This is a genomic window from Nostoc sp. (assembly GCF_036919815.1).
Taxonomy (GTDB): domain Bacteria; phylum Cyanobacteriota; class Cyanobacteriia; order Cyanobacteriales; family Nostocaceae; genus Nostoc.
Genome location: NZ_JBALCE010000028.1, coordinates 37,985 through 51,487, shown reverse-complemented (window position 1 = coordinate 51,487; position 13,503 = coordinate 37,985). Strand labels below are relative to the sequence as shown.

Genomic DNA, 13,503 nt, shown 5'->3' with positions numbered 1-13,503 from the left:
CCAAAATAATTCGTAATGACGCTCACGCAAATGATTTTAAAAAAATATAAATTTAACTATTATTTCAATGTCAATATAAACAAACCTCTAATTCTTTTCTTGCACGGCTTCATGGGAAACATTAATGAATTTGATGAAGCAATAAAATTACTAGCTGAAGATTTTTCTTATCTCACCCTTGACTTACCAGGACATGGTAAAACCCAAGTTTTAGGAGGTGATGAATACTATAAAATAGAACCCACGGCTCAAGCAATAATCAATTTATTAGATGAATTAAAAATAGATAAATGCTACTTAATTGGTTATTCAATGGGCGGAAGATTGGCTTTATACCTAACTCTATATTTGCCAGAACGTTTTATAAAAGTTATATTAGAATCAGCTTCCCCAGGTTTAACAACAGAAGCAGATCGATTAGAACGAGTTAGACGTGATACTCAGATAGCTAGAAAATTAAGCAGAAGTATTATTCAAACTGATTTTGCTACTTTTCTCTCAAATTGGTATAGTCAGCCGATTTTTGGTTATATCAAAAATCATCCAGAATTTGAAAGATTGTTAGAAAATCGTTTGCAAAATCATCTGACTGAATTAACCAAATCACTCCAATTTATGGGGACTGGTAATCAACCATCTTTATGGGAAAAACTTAAAGACAATACAACGCCTTTACTTTTAGTAGCTGGTGAAAATGACGAAAAGTTTAGAGATATAAATACAGAAATGGCTAATATATGTAAAATTGCCCAACTAAAAGTAATTAGTAATACTGCACATAACATTCACTTTGAAAATGCTGTAGAATTTGTGCAAAATATCAGAGAGTTTTTCCAGAAACAGTAAACTTATTTTACTGCTTCTTTGGCTGTTTACCTGATGGCTGAATCTGGGGAGTTGGGGCTAATTTTACTTTTGGTGGTTGCTTGGCTGCGGTTAATTCCTCTTGCAACATTTTCTGATAAACTTTAGGCAAAGAGCTACTAAGAAAATTTGTTTCTATACCATATCCGAGACTTGTCCAGGTGGGAGAGAGTCGCCGCAAAACATCATTTAACTTTCCGTGACGCAACTGTTGAGAAATATCAATTCCCCAAACTTTAGAATCATTTAACCAACGGTAAACTACTACATCTTGATATTCTGCTTCAAAACTATAAGCAGTCCAAAACATCATCTGCATCGGCTTTGGGTGATAACGCGGGGCTAAACGATACCAAGTAATGTTGATAATTTGATATCTACCAGCAGCAGTGGAACAATTACCTGTGTTGGGGCCTGTGACAATTGTGACGCATATCTCAGGATGTCGGCTAAGATCGTTGACTTGCTGTCCACCATACAACAGCGAATAGGGACGGTTTCCACTAGCCTCACTCGCCGAGATGGTTCGCATTAAAGCGCGGATATAGGGATCGCCCTGTTTCATCACCAAAGGCGGCTGTTTCTCTTCAAAGATGGGATCAGAAGGCGATCGCAAGTCTCCAATATACCATTGCAACAAATATACAAAGCCGAGAAGCGCGGCTATTGGCCCAATAAGTTTTTCAACGCCTTTTAATTCAAAGCCTTTCAGAGTCTGACTCCTTGAAATTTGCTCTCTTTCCTAACAATAATCATTGACGTACTCATTCTGGCAAAGTTCATACTTTATTGTCAGTTATCATTCCCGATTCTCTGATTTTTTTAAGAATTAGAAAAAACGAGCATAAATAAGTATAGCAAGCGACATACTCCCAAAAATACCGAATAAGTATTGTCTTAGTCTCTAAAATCACATGAGTTCTTATTGATGATGTGGCTGAAACTTAAGGCGATCGCTTACCTATGTTATAATTAGATAATTGATTTTGCCAGCGATTAGCTATGACAACAGAAATATTAAAATCTGTTGAACCTACCCTTTACGAGGAAGATTATTATTTATGGGTAGAAACAACACTTAAACAATTAGAGAATAAAGATATTGCAAATCTCGATTGGCAACATTTAGCAGAAGAAATTGAAGCTTTGGGAATTGAACAAAGACGAAAAGTAGAAAGTTACTTAAAACAATTATTAATTCATCTTTTACTTTATCGTTATTGGGAAACTGAAAAAGAATATTTTCAACGAGGCTGGCAAATAGAAATAACTAATTTCCGTGATGAGCTAGAATTTTATTTTCGTTCCAAAACACTTTATAACTATTTTATTAACTGCTTAGATGCAGTTTATCTTAAAGCCAGAAGGCAAGCAATTCAAAAAACAGGTTTACCGCCGGAAATTTTCCCAGAGAAATGCCCTTTTACTCCTGAAGATATTTTCAATAGTGAGTACTTCCCAGAATAAAAGTGATTTTGTATTGCTCTTTGTGAAGATGAAGGTAATAAGAGAGCGATCGCTTGTCTGTCCTGAATAAGGGGTTTAGCATTGCGCTTTACCCCTACGTTTTGGGTGTGGGATGGAGCGATCGCTTTACGGAGTCGAATCAAGGGGCGGTCAATTTAGATCGGATATCAGCACTGTTGAAATAGCTCCTGAAAGCTTTTTGATGCTGCTTCCGGTTTGGCAACAATTTCGACAATTTTATTGCGTGCATCTGCTTCAAACAGCGCCTCAACAGCAACTTGGGCGACTTTCTGCCTGGGGATGCTACCGTCGAAGAGTGTATCAGCACTCTGCATGACGATCGCGTCGAGGTTATCTTCATTCTTCAACCCACCAGGACGCACAATCGTATAGGTAAGACCACTTTTTTGGATGTACTCTTCAGCTTGCTTTTTCCATAGCAAAATCAGCCAAAACAAGTTGAGTGGATGGAATAACCGCGAAGTACACAAAGAAGAAACGAAGACAAAATGCTCAATTCCCTTTGCCTTAGCAGCATCTACTAAATTTTTAGTCCCTTCAAAATCCACTTTATAGGGGCCAGTGGGGTCAAAGCTAGGTTTTGCCCCAGTAGCAACCAACAAAACTGTGCTATCTCCCAACGTAGCAGTCAGACTTTCTGGTTGTAAGACGTCGCCTACCACCAATTCGGCTTCAGGAGACAGAATACCCCTAGCTTTCTCAATATCCCGCACCAAGGCTCGGACGGGAATATTCCGCGCTATCAACTCTTGGACAATCCGGCGACCTGTTTCACCCGTTGCCCCTGCTACAAATGCTTTCATGAGAAATGTTATCCTAGTAAACTATTATGTGCTTGTTCAGTTCTTTATTTTAGTAATTCTATGGAGTTGATGGTAGATTTATGAGGTTTGGGTGAAAATGGGATACTAGTACGAAATGACCCAAGCATCTGGGGAACTATTAATATAGACGAACGCAAAATTATACAGTAACGCATTTATGCTTTCAAGAAAAAGCGAATATAAATCCTGGGAAATAACAGAAGCAGTTTTACCTGTAGCGTCCAGCCAAGAACAAGCCGAGGATGTATTCAGACAAGCAAATGTAGCGACGCTCACAACATTTTCTGGTCGTTATCAAGATTTTATGGAAATGCCTGCCCCAATAGAGAAGGTTGCCGAGTATCTTAATGCTCACGCCTCATGGTTTTCTCATTGCGCTCAACCGATGAAAGTGGAATCACTTGGGGAAAATGGCTACGCTTTAGTAATTGGTCGTTTTGGTGCTTTTGGTTATGAAGTAGAACCGAAAATTGGTTTGGAATTGTTGCCCCCAGAAGAAGGTATTTACCGCATCCGTACAATTCCCATTCCTGATTACCAAGCGCCTGGTTATGACGTAGACTATCGGGCATCTCTACAGTTAATAGAAAGCGATGCTTCTACTAGTATTGGCGAGGTTACGAGAGTTGAATGGGAACTGGATTTAATGGTTTATTTGCACTTTCCCAGGTTTATTCAGCGCTTACCCCAGTCTATAATTCAATCTACAGGCGATCGCTTACTTAACCAAATTGTCCGCCAAGTCTCCCGCCGCTTAACTCGCAAAGTTCAAGAAGATTTTCAGAAATCTTTAGAAATACCCTGTGGTGGCAATTCCAAGCAAAAGCGCTGAGTTATTTGTCAGTTGTCATTAGTTTATGACAACTGACAAATAACTACTTAACTATGCTTTAGTGAGAATTCTTTGGACAATTTGCACGCCAGTAACAGCCTGCCAAGCAAAAATTCCCAAAAGGGTGAAATTCAACAGAATGTGGGTTGCACGCGCCCAATTTGCCCCTTTCTGCATATAAGGAGACAAAGCAGCAGAAAATGCAATCAAACACATCATACCCAGTCCTGCTAGTAGGTGAGACCCGACAAATAACTTACCATTATTAATGTAAGTGACAGCCATAGCACCGATCGCACCTGTCACCATCAAAGCTAGGAGTATAGACCCCATTTGGTAGTGTCTGACATTATATCTACCTTTAATCAGTTCTTTCTTTTCTTCCCCCTGAGCATTTCTGGTACGCTGTACTTGCAGCCCCAAGTAGCCAGCATAAATTGAGAGTGCTAATAGGGCCCACATCAGCACCGGATGGATGAAGTTCAGCCAATATTTTACCGACGCAGAAAGTTCCAGACTCATGTGTTCTCGCCCAAGTATTAAATATTCATAAAAATTAGCATAACTCTATTTTCTGTGCTTAAAGTTGCACAAATTAAAGAAGTCGGGGCATTGGGAATTGGGCATTGGGGAAGAATTCTTATAACTCCAACCTCCTAACTCCTAACTCCTAACTCCCCCACTCCCCACTATTTTCTTTTACCCTCTTGCCAAAGTGGATAAACAATCTCAGACTGAATTTTAAGGTTAGACGAACAAAACCCCCTGTGTGGGATCTCATCCATGACTGAAAACAACGATACTTTGCTGCTAAAAGCTGCTAAAAGTGGTGATATCAAAGGGCTGTGTGCGCTACTGGCTGCTGGTGCCTTTGTGGATGCGTGCGATCGCCAAGGCACGACGGCGTTAATGTTTGCTGCAAATTTAGGCTACACCGAAATTGGGCGATCGCTGCTGGATGCTGGGGCAAATATCAACTTGCCCAGAAAACTCTATGGTTTGACGGCTTTGATGTTGGCAGCTAGTGCCAAACAGCTTGATATTGTGCAGCTTTTAGTATCCAGACGTGCTGATGTCAATGCTACTAATGAAGATGGCAGCACAGCTTTAATGGCAGCAGTACTCAAAGGTTATATTGACGTAGTGCGAGTCTTATTGGCTGCTGAGGCCCAAGTTAATATCGTAGATAAAGATGATGAGACTGCGTTGAAACTCGCCGTTAAGCAGGGAAAAATAGAAGTTATAGAAGCAATTCTCCAAACTGGTGTCGATGTCAATATTCAAGATCAGGAGGGTGAAACACTCTTAATGCTAGCGGCAGACTTGGGACATCTGAATATTGTGAAAGCACTCCTAGCAGCAGGGGCGGATGTGAATGTGAAAAACGCTGATGGTGGAACTGCCCTATCAGCTGCTGCTGCTGCTGGACAGAGTGCGATCGCAGCAGCTTTACTAGATCGAGGTGCCGAGATTAATCTCCAAGACCAAGATGATGAAACTGCCCTACATCTTGCCGTTGTGGAAGGCTACATTGATGTCGTGCAAGTGTTACTTAACAGGGGTGCAGATGTCCAAATTAGAAACCATCTGGGTGATACACCACTGCTTGTAGCAGCATTGCAGGGACATAGCGAAATTGTCGAGGCACTGCTGCATTCTGGGGGAGATATTACTGGGGAAAACCTTGGTGAAGTACCTTTGATACTGGCCACATCACAAGGACACACCCAAACAGTGAAAGTGTTGCTAGACTATGGTGCTGATGCCAACACTCCGGGGGATGAGGGCAAAACTGCTTTGATCAAGGCAAGCGAACGCAAGCACACAGAGATCATACATTTGCTGCTGGCAAAAGGGGCAGATGTGAATTTTCAAGACTCAGCGAGGGCAACATCATTAATGTGGGCTGCCTCAGCAGGTTATGACGAAATTGTGCAGTTATTACTTCAAGCAGGGGCAGATGTGAATTTGAAAAACCGGGGCGGTTATACTGCTTTGATGATTGCAGAATTTAACGGTTATAAGAATGTCGTGCGGAGTCTGCAAAAAGCTGGAGCGCAAGAGTAGCCAATAGCCATCTGAATTCTTCATCTAAAATATTTTCAGAAATATCTTGACAAATCATTAAATCAAGGTTATTAACTTAAATACTAAGGAAGTTTAAAACAAACAAGTCTTGATCTAACAAACAAAGAAAGCAAAACTCCGTCGTAGCTGTTGTGAACTTGCTACGGCGGAGAAAGTAAAAATTAAAACGCCAAGAGTGAGTAGGCTAAATGCTTGCGTCACAAGGATAGAAAGAAAGCAAAAATGAAGAAGTAAATTTACCTTGTACTTTTTACCTTGTACCTTTTAGCTTTTATCTAGTCTCCCCCTCGGCGTTTCCTACTGTGCTAGATGTGCAAAATATATAGTTTTTACTTGAACAGAAAAGTATTCTAAGGATCATTTTTTATGTATCATCCTAAAGGTTAAATACAAACGAGTTACCAAAAAAGGTTTATGTGCGACCATTTGCGCGATCGCTACGCAAAATCAAAGAAAAAATAAAGAAAAAATTAAATTTATGTTTCGACGGTTTTGATGTTAATAACGATATTTTTCAAACATCCTCTAAGACTGGTATTGCAGATATTTCCTGATAATTTCAACGTCTAGTTCTAAAAATTCTGCTATTTCTTGAATGCTCATACCTTTCTCAACACATTTTGAGACTAATTTCAATTTTGTTTCTAATTCTGTTTTCGGCTTTGTTTTTGCCACGATACTCTCGTACAATCGAGTATTTTTGAATTCATCTAAATCAAGCATAGCTTCAATTTCCTCTAAAGCAAGATTGGGAAACTTATAAAATACAATCGCTTGGATAAATGCTAGCACTTTCTTTTGAAGATTTTTATCGGCTAAGTTTTCTCTTGCCTGATTGATTAGCTGTTGGGCTAAGGAAGTAGCTTTTGTAGGTGCTTCTATAAATAGTTTGCCAATTCCTACCCCCAAGGAATCTTCTCCCCTAGTAGAAAGTTCATTCAGATAAATGCAGCGTAGATGTTTTTCGATTAAAACCTGATAGCGGGGGTGAGGTGGGGTTTCATGAATGCGGCGATCGTAGATAACAACTGCGTACCAGTCTGAATTTGTGTGTTTATATTGACGAAAGTAAACAAAAATTTCCCCAAAAAGCCGTTCGTAAAATTCTTCATCTTTTGTAGGTTTGCAATTCGACAAAGTATAAAGGTTCATTTTCAAATCCCTTGACAGTAGAAAATAACCCGTCTAAACGAAATGATTGTTGTTTGATTTCAGGTGCAATAAATGTGTAGATATTGGGATTAGTATCAGGTTGATCAATGAGTTCAAAAAATATCTGTGGTAGTTCCTTGATAAGTTCATAAAAAATTACATCTGTTTTCATTGATGCTACTAATGGCAAACTATACAGCCGTTTTTCTTTGAATATAATACATTTTAGCTTTCTTAGAGTAGCGGCAATTCATGAATTGCCGCTACTTATGATATATATAGAAGTATTTTCTGTAATATTATGTGCCTCACGATTACAGACTTAGAGCAGCTACAAACCGAGCATCCAGAATGGCAGATGGAGTTGGTAGAAGGGAAAATCATAGTTATGAGGCCATCAGATTACGAGTCAGAGGAAATTGGCGCTCGTCTAATTACCTTCTTGAATAACTGGGTCATGTCGCGCAAACTAGGGCGTATAACTGGCTCTAGCGCGGGGTTTATCCTGCCGAGTATAGAAGAGGACGACTCGGAAAAAAGAAATCTGCGTGCCCCTGACGTGTCTTTTGTTCGTGCTGACCGATTGAAGAAGACCAAGCGCGACTTTGTTGAGTTGGTTCCAGACCTAATGGTTGAGAGTGAACTACTCCTAGTAGCTATAAAGCTGAACTAGGAGCTTCTGTAATCACGGGGGAATGCCTAAACTTAGACTTTCGCCCAAGAATAGGACTTATATCCCCTCCTACAGCAGAGACGGCTGAACCTTCCGCCTTTATCATTCTGATACCCTCTGCTCTAATATTTGTTGCGGCATTCCCGTCACGATCATGATGAGTATTGCAATGAGGACAAGTCCACTCGCGGACATCCAACGGCATCTCACCTATTTGATAGAAACAATTAGAACAGAGCTTGGAACTGGGGAACCATCTATCAATTTCAACCAACTTCCCGCCTTTATGCTCTAGCTTATAGGCTAAAAAATTGGTGAATGTTCCCCATCCTGCAGACGCTCGAAGACTCGCTAACGCTTCGCTATCAGATATTGATTTTGCCAAATTATGATTGCGTACCATGCCTAATACATGAAGATTCTCTACTATCACAGCTTGGCTATCGCTGGTCAACTTATGACTAAGTTTATGTAGAAAATCCTGCCGCGAGTTAGTAACTCGCTCGTACACTTTGGCAACAACTTTTCTATATCTATTCCTTGACTTACTCCCTTTTTGTTTACGCGCTAATTTTTTATGTTTGTGTTTGAGGTTCTTTTCGTGTTTGGCAAGGTGCTTAGGATTGTCGTATTTAGAAACCTTCTCTCCATCGGTTACAACAGCAAAGTGTTTCAATCCTAAATCAATGCCATAAATCTTTCCTTCTATTACAGTGGGTTTATCCCCCTCTATCTCAGTAAGTATAGATGTAAAGTATTTCCCCGATGGTGCTTTACTCACAGTAACGGTCTTGATTTTCCCCTCAATAGGTCTATGTATTTTGGCTTTGACTATCCCGATATTACCGGGAAGTTTCACATTACCATCTACAATCTTGACGTTTTGAGGATATTGAATAGACTGTTTTCCATGCTTAGATTTGAACTTAGGGAAACCAGCACGCTGCTCAAAAAAGTTTTTGTACGCTGTTGTTAGATTCAGTGTTGTCGCCTGTAAAACTTGGCTATAACAATCAGCTAACCATACTGTATCAACAGATTTTTTGAGTGTTGGGAGAAATGCGTTGAGTGCAACTCGGCTAAGTCCTTTGCCCGTTTCCTTGTAAGTCTCAATTGACTTATTCAGCGCGTAATTCCACCACCATCTAGCACACCCAAAAGTTTGAGCTAATTGGATTTGCTGCTCTTGTGACGGATATAAACGGACTTGTACAACTTTGTGGAACACTCAACATCACCTCCTTGATATCTATAGTTTACCACAAATATATATTCTGGTAAAGTACCAAAATAAAATAATTGGGAATTCGTCATACATCTAGAACTTCTTTTTACTCTTCGTTTAAAATCAATTCCAGATGTAATCCTCACTTCGTGACGCTCCGCGAACATTCCCCGCTCACAATCCCCACCTTATGAGTACATTGAAGGTGGGGACTTCCGCGATACGTTAAATCTAAAAGCGACAGAATTAAACCGCTTGAAGAGAAGATTCAGTTATTTTTGCAACTTGGGTCTACAGTCGGCATATTGATTGACCCTGACAAATTGACAGTAACGGTTTATAGAGTAAACCAAACTCCAGTGGTTATGCAGAATGGCGACAGGCTGATGCTACCAGACTTGCTACCAGGTTGGGAACTGGCAATATTAGAGCTGTGGCCACCTGAGTTTGAATAAATATAGGCAAAAGTTTTTTAGGTGGGGTGATAGGAAACCGATCGCAGTTGGGTAAGTTACATCTAGAACACCGAATCACTTCCTACCCCCGGAAAAACACTTATGAAGACTGAACTAAAAGCCAAGTTTCTCCAACACATCCTCGCCAAGAAGAAGGGAGATGAGGGTTTTACACTTATTGAATTACTAGTAGTAATTATCATCATCGGTATTTTGTCTGCGATCGCTCTACCTTCTTTCTTGAACCAAGCTAACAAAGCCAAGCAGTCAGAAGCTAAAACTTATACAGGTTCCATGAACCGCGCTCAACAAGCTTATTACTTAGAAAATAATTCATTTACAGCTTCAATTGGTAGTTTAGGTCTTGGTATTGCAACACAAACCGTAAATTACCAATACCAGGCTGTCACGCTGACGGGCAATAGTGTAGTAACCAACCAAGCAACAGTAAATCTAACCACTGCGCCTCTCAAAAGCTATGTTGGTGGTGTAGAGGTGACAAACCAAGCTGCTACCAGTGAAGCTACTACCATAGCTATTTTGTGTGAAGCTAACGCCGCTATGGTTAACGGTGGTGTAAATGCAAGTGCAGCTGGCTCTCAATTTGCTTACACAGCTGGAGCACCTGTTTGTCCCACCGGCTACACCACTTTGGCTAAGTAACCAACCAAGGACAAACAGCATATAAATTGTCTCTAAACTAGATATTTTTCAAAGTGGGTAGATGCTTCTATCCACTTTATTTCAATTTTGTGATTTATTCACAAGCTAATGGAATTCGCCAAGGCTATAAATATGGTCAAAATTTTTTCGGGTGGGCTGATATCAAAGCAAATGGGAGTGGGTAAGCTACATCTAGTACATCCAACCACTTCCTACCCTCCGGAAAAACACTTCTGAAAACCGAACTACAAGCCAAATTTCTCCAGCACATCCTCGCCAAGAAGAAGGGAGATGAGGGTTTTACACTTATTGAATTACTAGTAGTAATTATCATCATCGGTATTTTGTCTGCGATCGCTCTACCTTCTTTCTTGAACCAAGCTAACAAAGCCAAGCAGTCAGAAGCTAAAACTTATATAGGTTCTATGATCCGCACGCAGCAAGCTTATTTCTTAGAACAAAATAAATTTGCAGCGCAAGCTGACTTTGGTAGTTTAGGTCTTGGTATTGCAACACAAACATCAAATTACATCTACAAAATTTCCGGTGGTGGTACTACTGCTCCTAATCAAGTAACGAACCAAGCATCAACAGTACTTGCGAATGCACCTCTCAAAACTTATATGGGTAATGTAGGTGTAACAACGCAAGCTTCTACCAACGAAGCCACCACTATAGCCCTTATAGCTCTTTTATGTGAAGCTTCACTACCTAGAGTTAGCGGTGGTTTAGATGTAATTGCCTATAGCGCCAGCAATTTCAACGCCACTACTAATTCACCGACTTGCCCCACCGGCTTTGCCAGCTTATCTAAGTAGATATGTGAGTTAATAAGCGAAATATTAGTCATATACAGTACTTGAGATAAAAGTTAACTTGTCAGAACGGCTTTTATTAAGCTAAATTACGTATTTTCCCAAGTGGGTGGACTTTTATATGCACTTTATTTCAACTTTGTGATTTATTCACAATTAGATTACCCATACCTTTCTCTATGAGAATCACAATGATTACTGATATATATAATTGGCAAAATAAAGCTGAACAATACTTCATTCAAGAAAAATATTCCCAAGCAGCACAGTTATATCAACAAGCAATAGCAAGAGAACCAAATGCTATTTCTTATTATTGGCATTTAGGACTACTATTACTATTACAAGGGCAAGAAGTAGAAGCTCAAATGACTTGGATGCTGCCAATGACAGAGGCAGATGAAGAACAGTTAAAAATTTGGATAAATGAACTATTTAAAGTTTTGCAAATAGAAGCTGAAAGGCGTGAAACGCTGGCGGAATATTCTCTAGCTTGGTTAATTCGCCAGCATATGCGGGAAATTAATCCTAGTTATATAAATAATTTACTTCAAATTCTTATACTTTATATCAAGTTGCAAAAATTTGAAGGGATTGATGATTTAAATGAATGGGGATTAATTGAGAGCTTAAACGCAAAAGAAAATATAGAAATTAATCCCGAATTATTAATCCAAGTTATAAAAGATTTTTTAAATGCTGTTCCCTTACATCCAATTAATCTAAATTTAATAGAAGCCAGTCTTCCTTATTTTTCTGATACTAATCAATGCTTCTCTATACTGCTTCCTGCTGCTCTAAAAATTGGACATACTTTGCGGGAGCCTTTACTAGCAGCATCTCTGTTAGAATTGCATTTACGATTAGAGCCAGATAATGTAGAAATTTTGCGACACTTAGCGATTTTTTATCAAGACGCTCGTAATTATTCTCAGGGCATAGAGACAGCTAGGTTATGTTATTCCTTATCAGAAGGCTTGGCTGATAAAATTTTTGCACTCCATTTGCTGTTAAGGGGTCTAATGTCAGCAGGAGGATATTGGCAAGAGATATGTACAACTTGTGAAGAATTGGAAACTGTGTTTCAACAGTTTATTAAAGCTCAACGAATTCCTTTAGAAGAAGCAAGAATATTACGGTTGCTTACGCCATCTTTTGCAATACCTCACATTAAAGATGCTCCTGCTGATTTCCGAGCTATTCATAATAAGGTAGCTGAGATATTTAATAATTATATTCAAGCTCTTGGCCAATCACAAGGAAAAAACTATGTTCATGAAATTATTAATAATCAATTTTTAACACATCATCCGAAGAAATTAAAAATTGGTTATATATCTTACGCTTTAAGGAATCATTCTGTTGGTTGGCTAGCTCGCTGGTTATTTCAACATCATAATCGAGATAAATTTGATATTCATACTTATTTTGTTAACTACAAATTAGGAAACGACTATCTCAAAGAGTGGTATCTAAGTCAGGGAGGAAAAGCTCACAAATTAGGCATGGATGGTCTAGAAATTGCTGACCAGATATATCAAGATGATATTGATATTTTAATTGACCTTGATAGCATCACTCTAGATATTACTTCTGAAGTCATGGCACTCAAGCCAGCCCCAATTCAAGTTACTTGGCTGGGGTGGGATGCATCAGGCATACCTGCAATTGATTACTTTATCGCAGACCCTTATGTACTGCCAGATGATGCACAAAATTACTATAGAGAGAAAATCTGGCGATTACCCCAAACTTACATAGCAGTAGATGGTTTTGAAGTTGGTGTACCAACTCTCCGCCGCGATGACTTGGATATTCCTATGGATGCCATTGTATATCTCAGCGCCCAAAGAGGGTATAAACGCCATCCAGAAACGACAAAGTGGCAAATGCAAATTATCAAACAAGTACCTAACAGCTACTTTTTGATTAAAGGACCTGCTGAAGAGGAAACAATTAAACGCTTCTTTTACCAAATTGCCGAACAAGAAGGTGTAGATTGTTCTCGGTTACGATTTTTACCACAAGTTTATTCAGAGTCAGTTCATCGTGCTAATTTAGGCATTGCTGATATTGTATTAGATACATTTCCCTACAACGGAGCGACAACAACCTTAGAAACATTGTGGATGGGTATCCCCTTGGTGACGCGAGTCGGTGAACAATTTGCAGCGCGTAATAGCTATACCATGATCATAAATGCGGGTATCACAGAAGGCATTGCCTGGACTGATGAAGAGTATATAGAATGGGGTGTGCGGTTGGGGAAGGATGAAGTTTTACGCCAGCAAGTTGCTTTGAAACTGAAAGCATCGCGGCAAACAGCACCGTTGTGGAATGGCAAACAGTTTACGCGTGAGATGGAAAAGGCTTACGAGCAGATGTGGCAGAAGTATATTGAGGGAAAATAAGCTCGTAGTCAGG

13 protein-coding genes and 2 pseudogenes are annotated in these 13,503 nt (G+C 39.6%); 9 read left to right on the top strand and 6 right to left on the bottom strand.

Annotated elements, in window-relative coordinates:
* Nucleotides 1-30: 30 nt before the first annotated feature.
* On the top strand, nt 31-846 hold the full coding sequence (gene menH, locus V7K15_RS07950; protein WP_334904593.1) for a 2-succinyl-6-hydroxy-2,4-cyclohexadiene-1-carboxylate synthase: 816 nt from the start codon (nt 31-33) through the stop codon (nt 844-846).
* A gap of 7 nt (nt 847-853) precedes the next feature.
* Here menH and V7K15_RS07945 read toward each other — a convergent pair whose 3' ends face one another.
* Entirely contained in the window at nt 854-1,504 is a 651-nt protein-coding gene (locus V7K15_RS07945) for a glycoside hydrolase family 24 protein (RefSeq protein WP_334904591.1), read from the bottom strand.
* Nucleotides 1,505-1,866: 362 nt separating this feature from the next.
* Between V7K15_RS07945 and V7K15_RS07940 the strand changes: the two genes are divergently transcribed.
* Nucleotides 1,867-2,331: a DUF29 domain-containing protein gene (locus V7K15_RS07940; protein WP_334904589.1), complete on the top strand. Its 465-nt coding sequence runs from the start codon at nt 1,867-1,869 to the stop codon at nt 2,329-2,331.
* A 167-nt stretch (nt 2,332-2,498) separates the two neighbouring features.
* On the opposite strand, the gene V7K15_RS07935 is transcribed toward V7K15_RS07940, so the two are convergent.
* A complete protein-coding gene (locus tag V7K15_RS07935; RefSeq protein WP_334904587.1) occupies nt 2,499-3,155 on the bottom strand; it encodes an NAD(P)H-binding protein in 657 nt (218 codons plus the stop codon).
* A gap of 178 nt (nt 3,156-3,333) precedes the next feature.
* Here V7K15_RS07935 and V7K15_RS07930 point away from each other — a divergent pair, with 178 nt between their 5' ends.
* The gene (locus tag V7K15_RS07930) at nt 3,334-4,008 is read left to right on the top strand and encodes a DUF1997 domain-containing protein (protein ID WP_334904585.1); all 675 of its coding nucleotides are present in this window, start codon (nt 3,334-3,336) and stop codon (nt 4,006-4,008) included.
* Between the two features lie 51 nt (nt 4,009-4,059).
* Here V7K15_RS07930 and V7K15_RS07925 read toward each other — a convergent pair whose 3' ends face one another.
* Nucleotides 4,060-4,530, bottom strand: a complete 471-nt coding sequence (locus V7K15_RS07925) for a DUF4079 domain-containing protein (RefSeq protein WP_334904583.1) — start codon at nt 4,528-4,530, stop codon at nt 4,060-4,062.
* Nucleotides 4,531-4,791: 261 nt separating this feature from the next.
* Here V7K15_RS07925 and V7K15_RS07920 point away from each other — a divergent pair, with 261 nt between their 5' ends.
* A complete protein-coding gene (locus tag V7K15_RS07920) occupies nt 4,792-6,075 on the top strand; it encodes an ankyrin repeat domain-containing protein (RefSeq protein WP_334904581.1) in 1,284 nt (427 codons plus the stop codon).
* Nucleotides 6,076-6,621: 546 nt separating this feature from the next.
* On the opposite strand, the gene V7K15_RS07915 is transcribed toward V7K15_RS07920, so the two are convergent.
* Nucleotides 6,622-7,248, bottom strand: a complete 627-nt coding sequence (locus tag V7K15_RS07915; protein ID WP_334904579.1) for a DUF2887 domain-containing protein — start codon at nt 7,246-7,248, stop codon at nt 6,622-6,624.
* A complete protein-coding gene (locus V7K15_RS07910; RefSeq protein WP_334904577.1) occupies nt 7,205-7,420 on the bottom strand; it encodes a DUF2887 domain-containing protein in 216 nt (71 codons plus the stop codon). Before V7K15_RS07910 ends, V7K15_RS07915 begins: the two co-directional genes overlap by 44 nt.
* A gap of 129 nt (nt 7,421-7,549) precedes the next feature.
* Here V7K15_RS07910 and V7K15_RS07905 point away from each other — a divergent pair.
* A pseudogene (locus tag V7K15_RS07905) lies at nt 7,550-7,885 on the top strand (Uma2 family endonuclease); the annotation flags it as partial.
* A 19-nt stretch (nt 7,886-7,904) separates the two neighbouring features.
* On the opposite strand, the gene V7K15_RS07900 reads toward V7K15_RS07905, so the two are convergent.
* A complete protein-coding gene (locus V7K15_RS07900) occupies nt 7,905-9,149 on the bottom strand; it encodes an RNA-guided endonuclease InsQ/TnpB family protein (protein ID WP_334904575.1) in 1,245 nt (414 codons plus the stop codon).
* Between the two features lie 221 nt (nt 9,150-9,370).
* On the opposite strand from V7K15_RS07900, the pseudogene V7K15_RS07895 reads away from it, so the two are divergent.
* The 4 genes and pseudogenes from V7K15_RS07895 to V7K15_RS07880 all read left to right on the top strand — a co-directional run.
* Nucleotides 9,371-9,601: pseudogene (locus V7K15_RS07895) on the top strand (Uma2 family endonuclease); the annotation flags it as partial.
* A gap of 102 nt (nt 9,602-9,703) precedes the next feature.
* The gene (locus V7K15_RS07890) at nt 9,704-10,264 is read left to right on the top strand and encodes a type IV pilin-like G/H family protein (protein ID WP_334904573.1); all 561 of its coding nucleotides are present in this window, start codon (nt 9,704-9,706) and stop codon (nt 10,262-10,264) included.
* 233 nt (nt 10,265-10,497) lie between these two features.
* Entirely contained in the window at nt 10,498-11,082 is a 585-nt protein-coding gene (locus V7K15_RS07885; RefSeq protein ID WP_334904630.1) for a type IV pilin-like G/H family protein, read from the top strand.
* A gap of 188 nt (nt 11,083-11,270) precedes the next feature.
* Nucleotides 11,271-13,490, top strand: a complete 2,220-nt coding sequence (locus V7K15_RS07880; RefSeq protein ID WP_334904571.1) for an O-linked N-acetylglucosamine transferase, SPINDLY family protein — start codon at nt 11,271-11,273, stop codon at nt 13,488-13,490.
* Nucleotides 13,491-13,503: the final 13 nt, after the last annotated feature.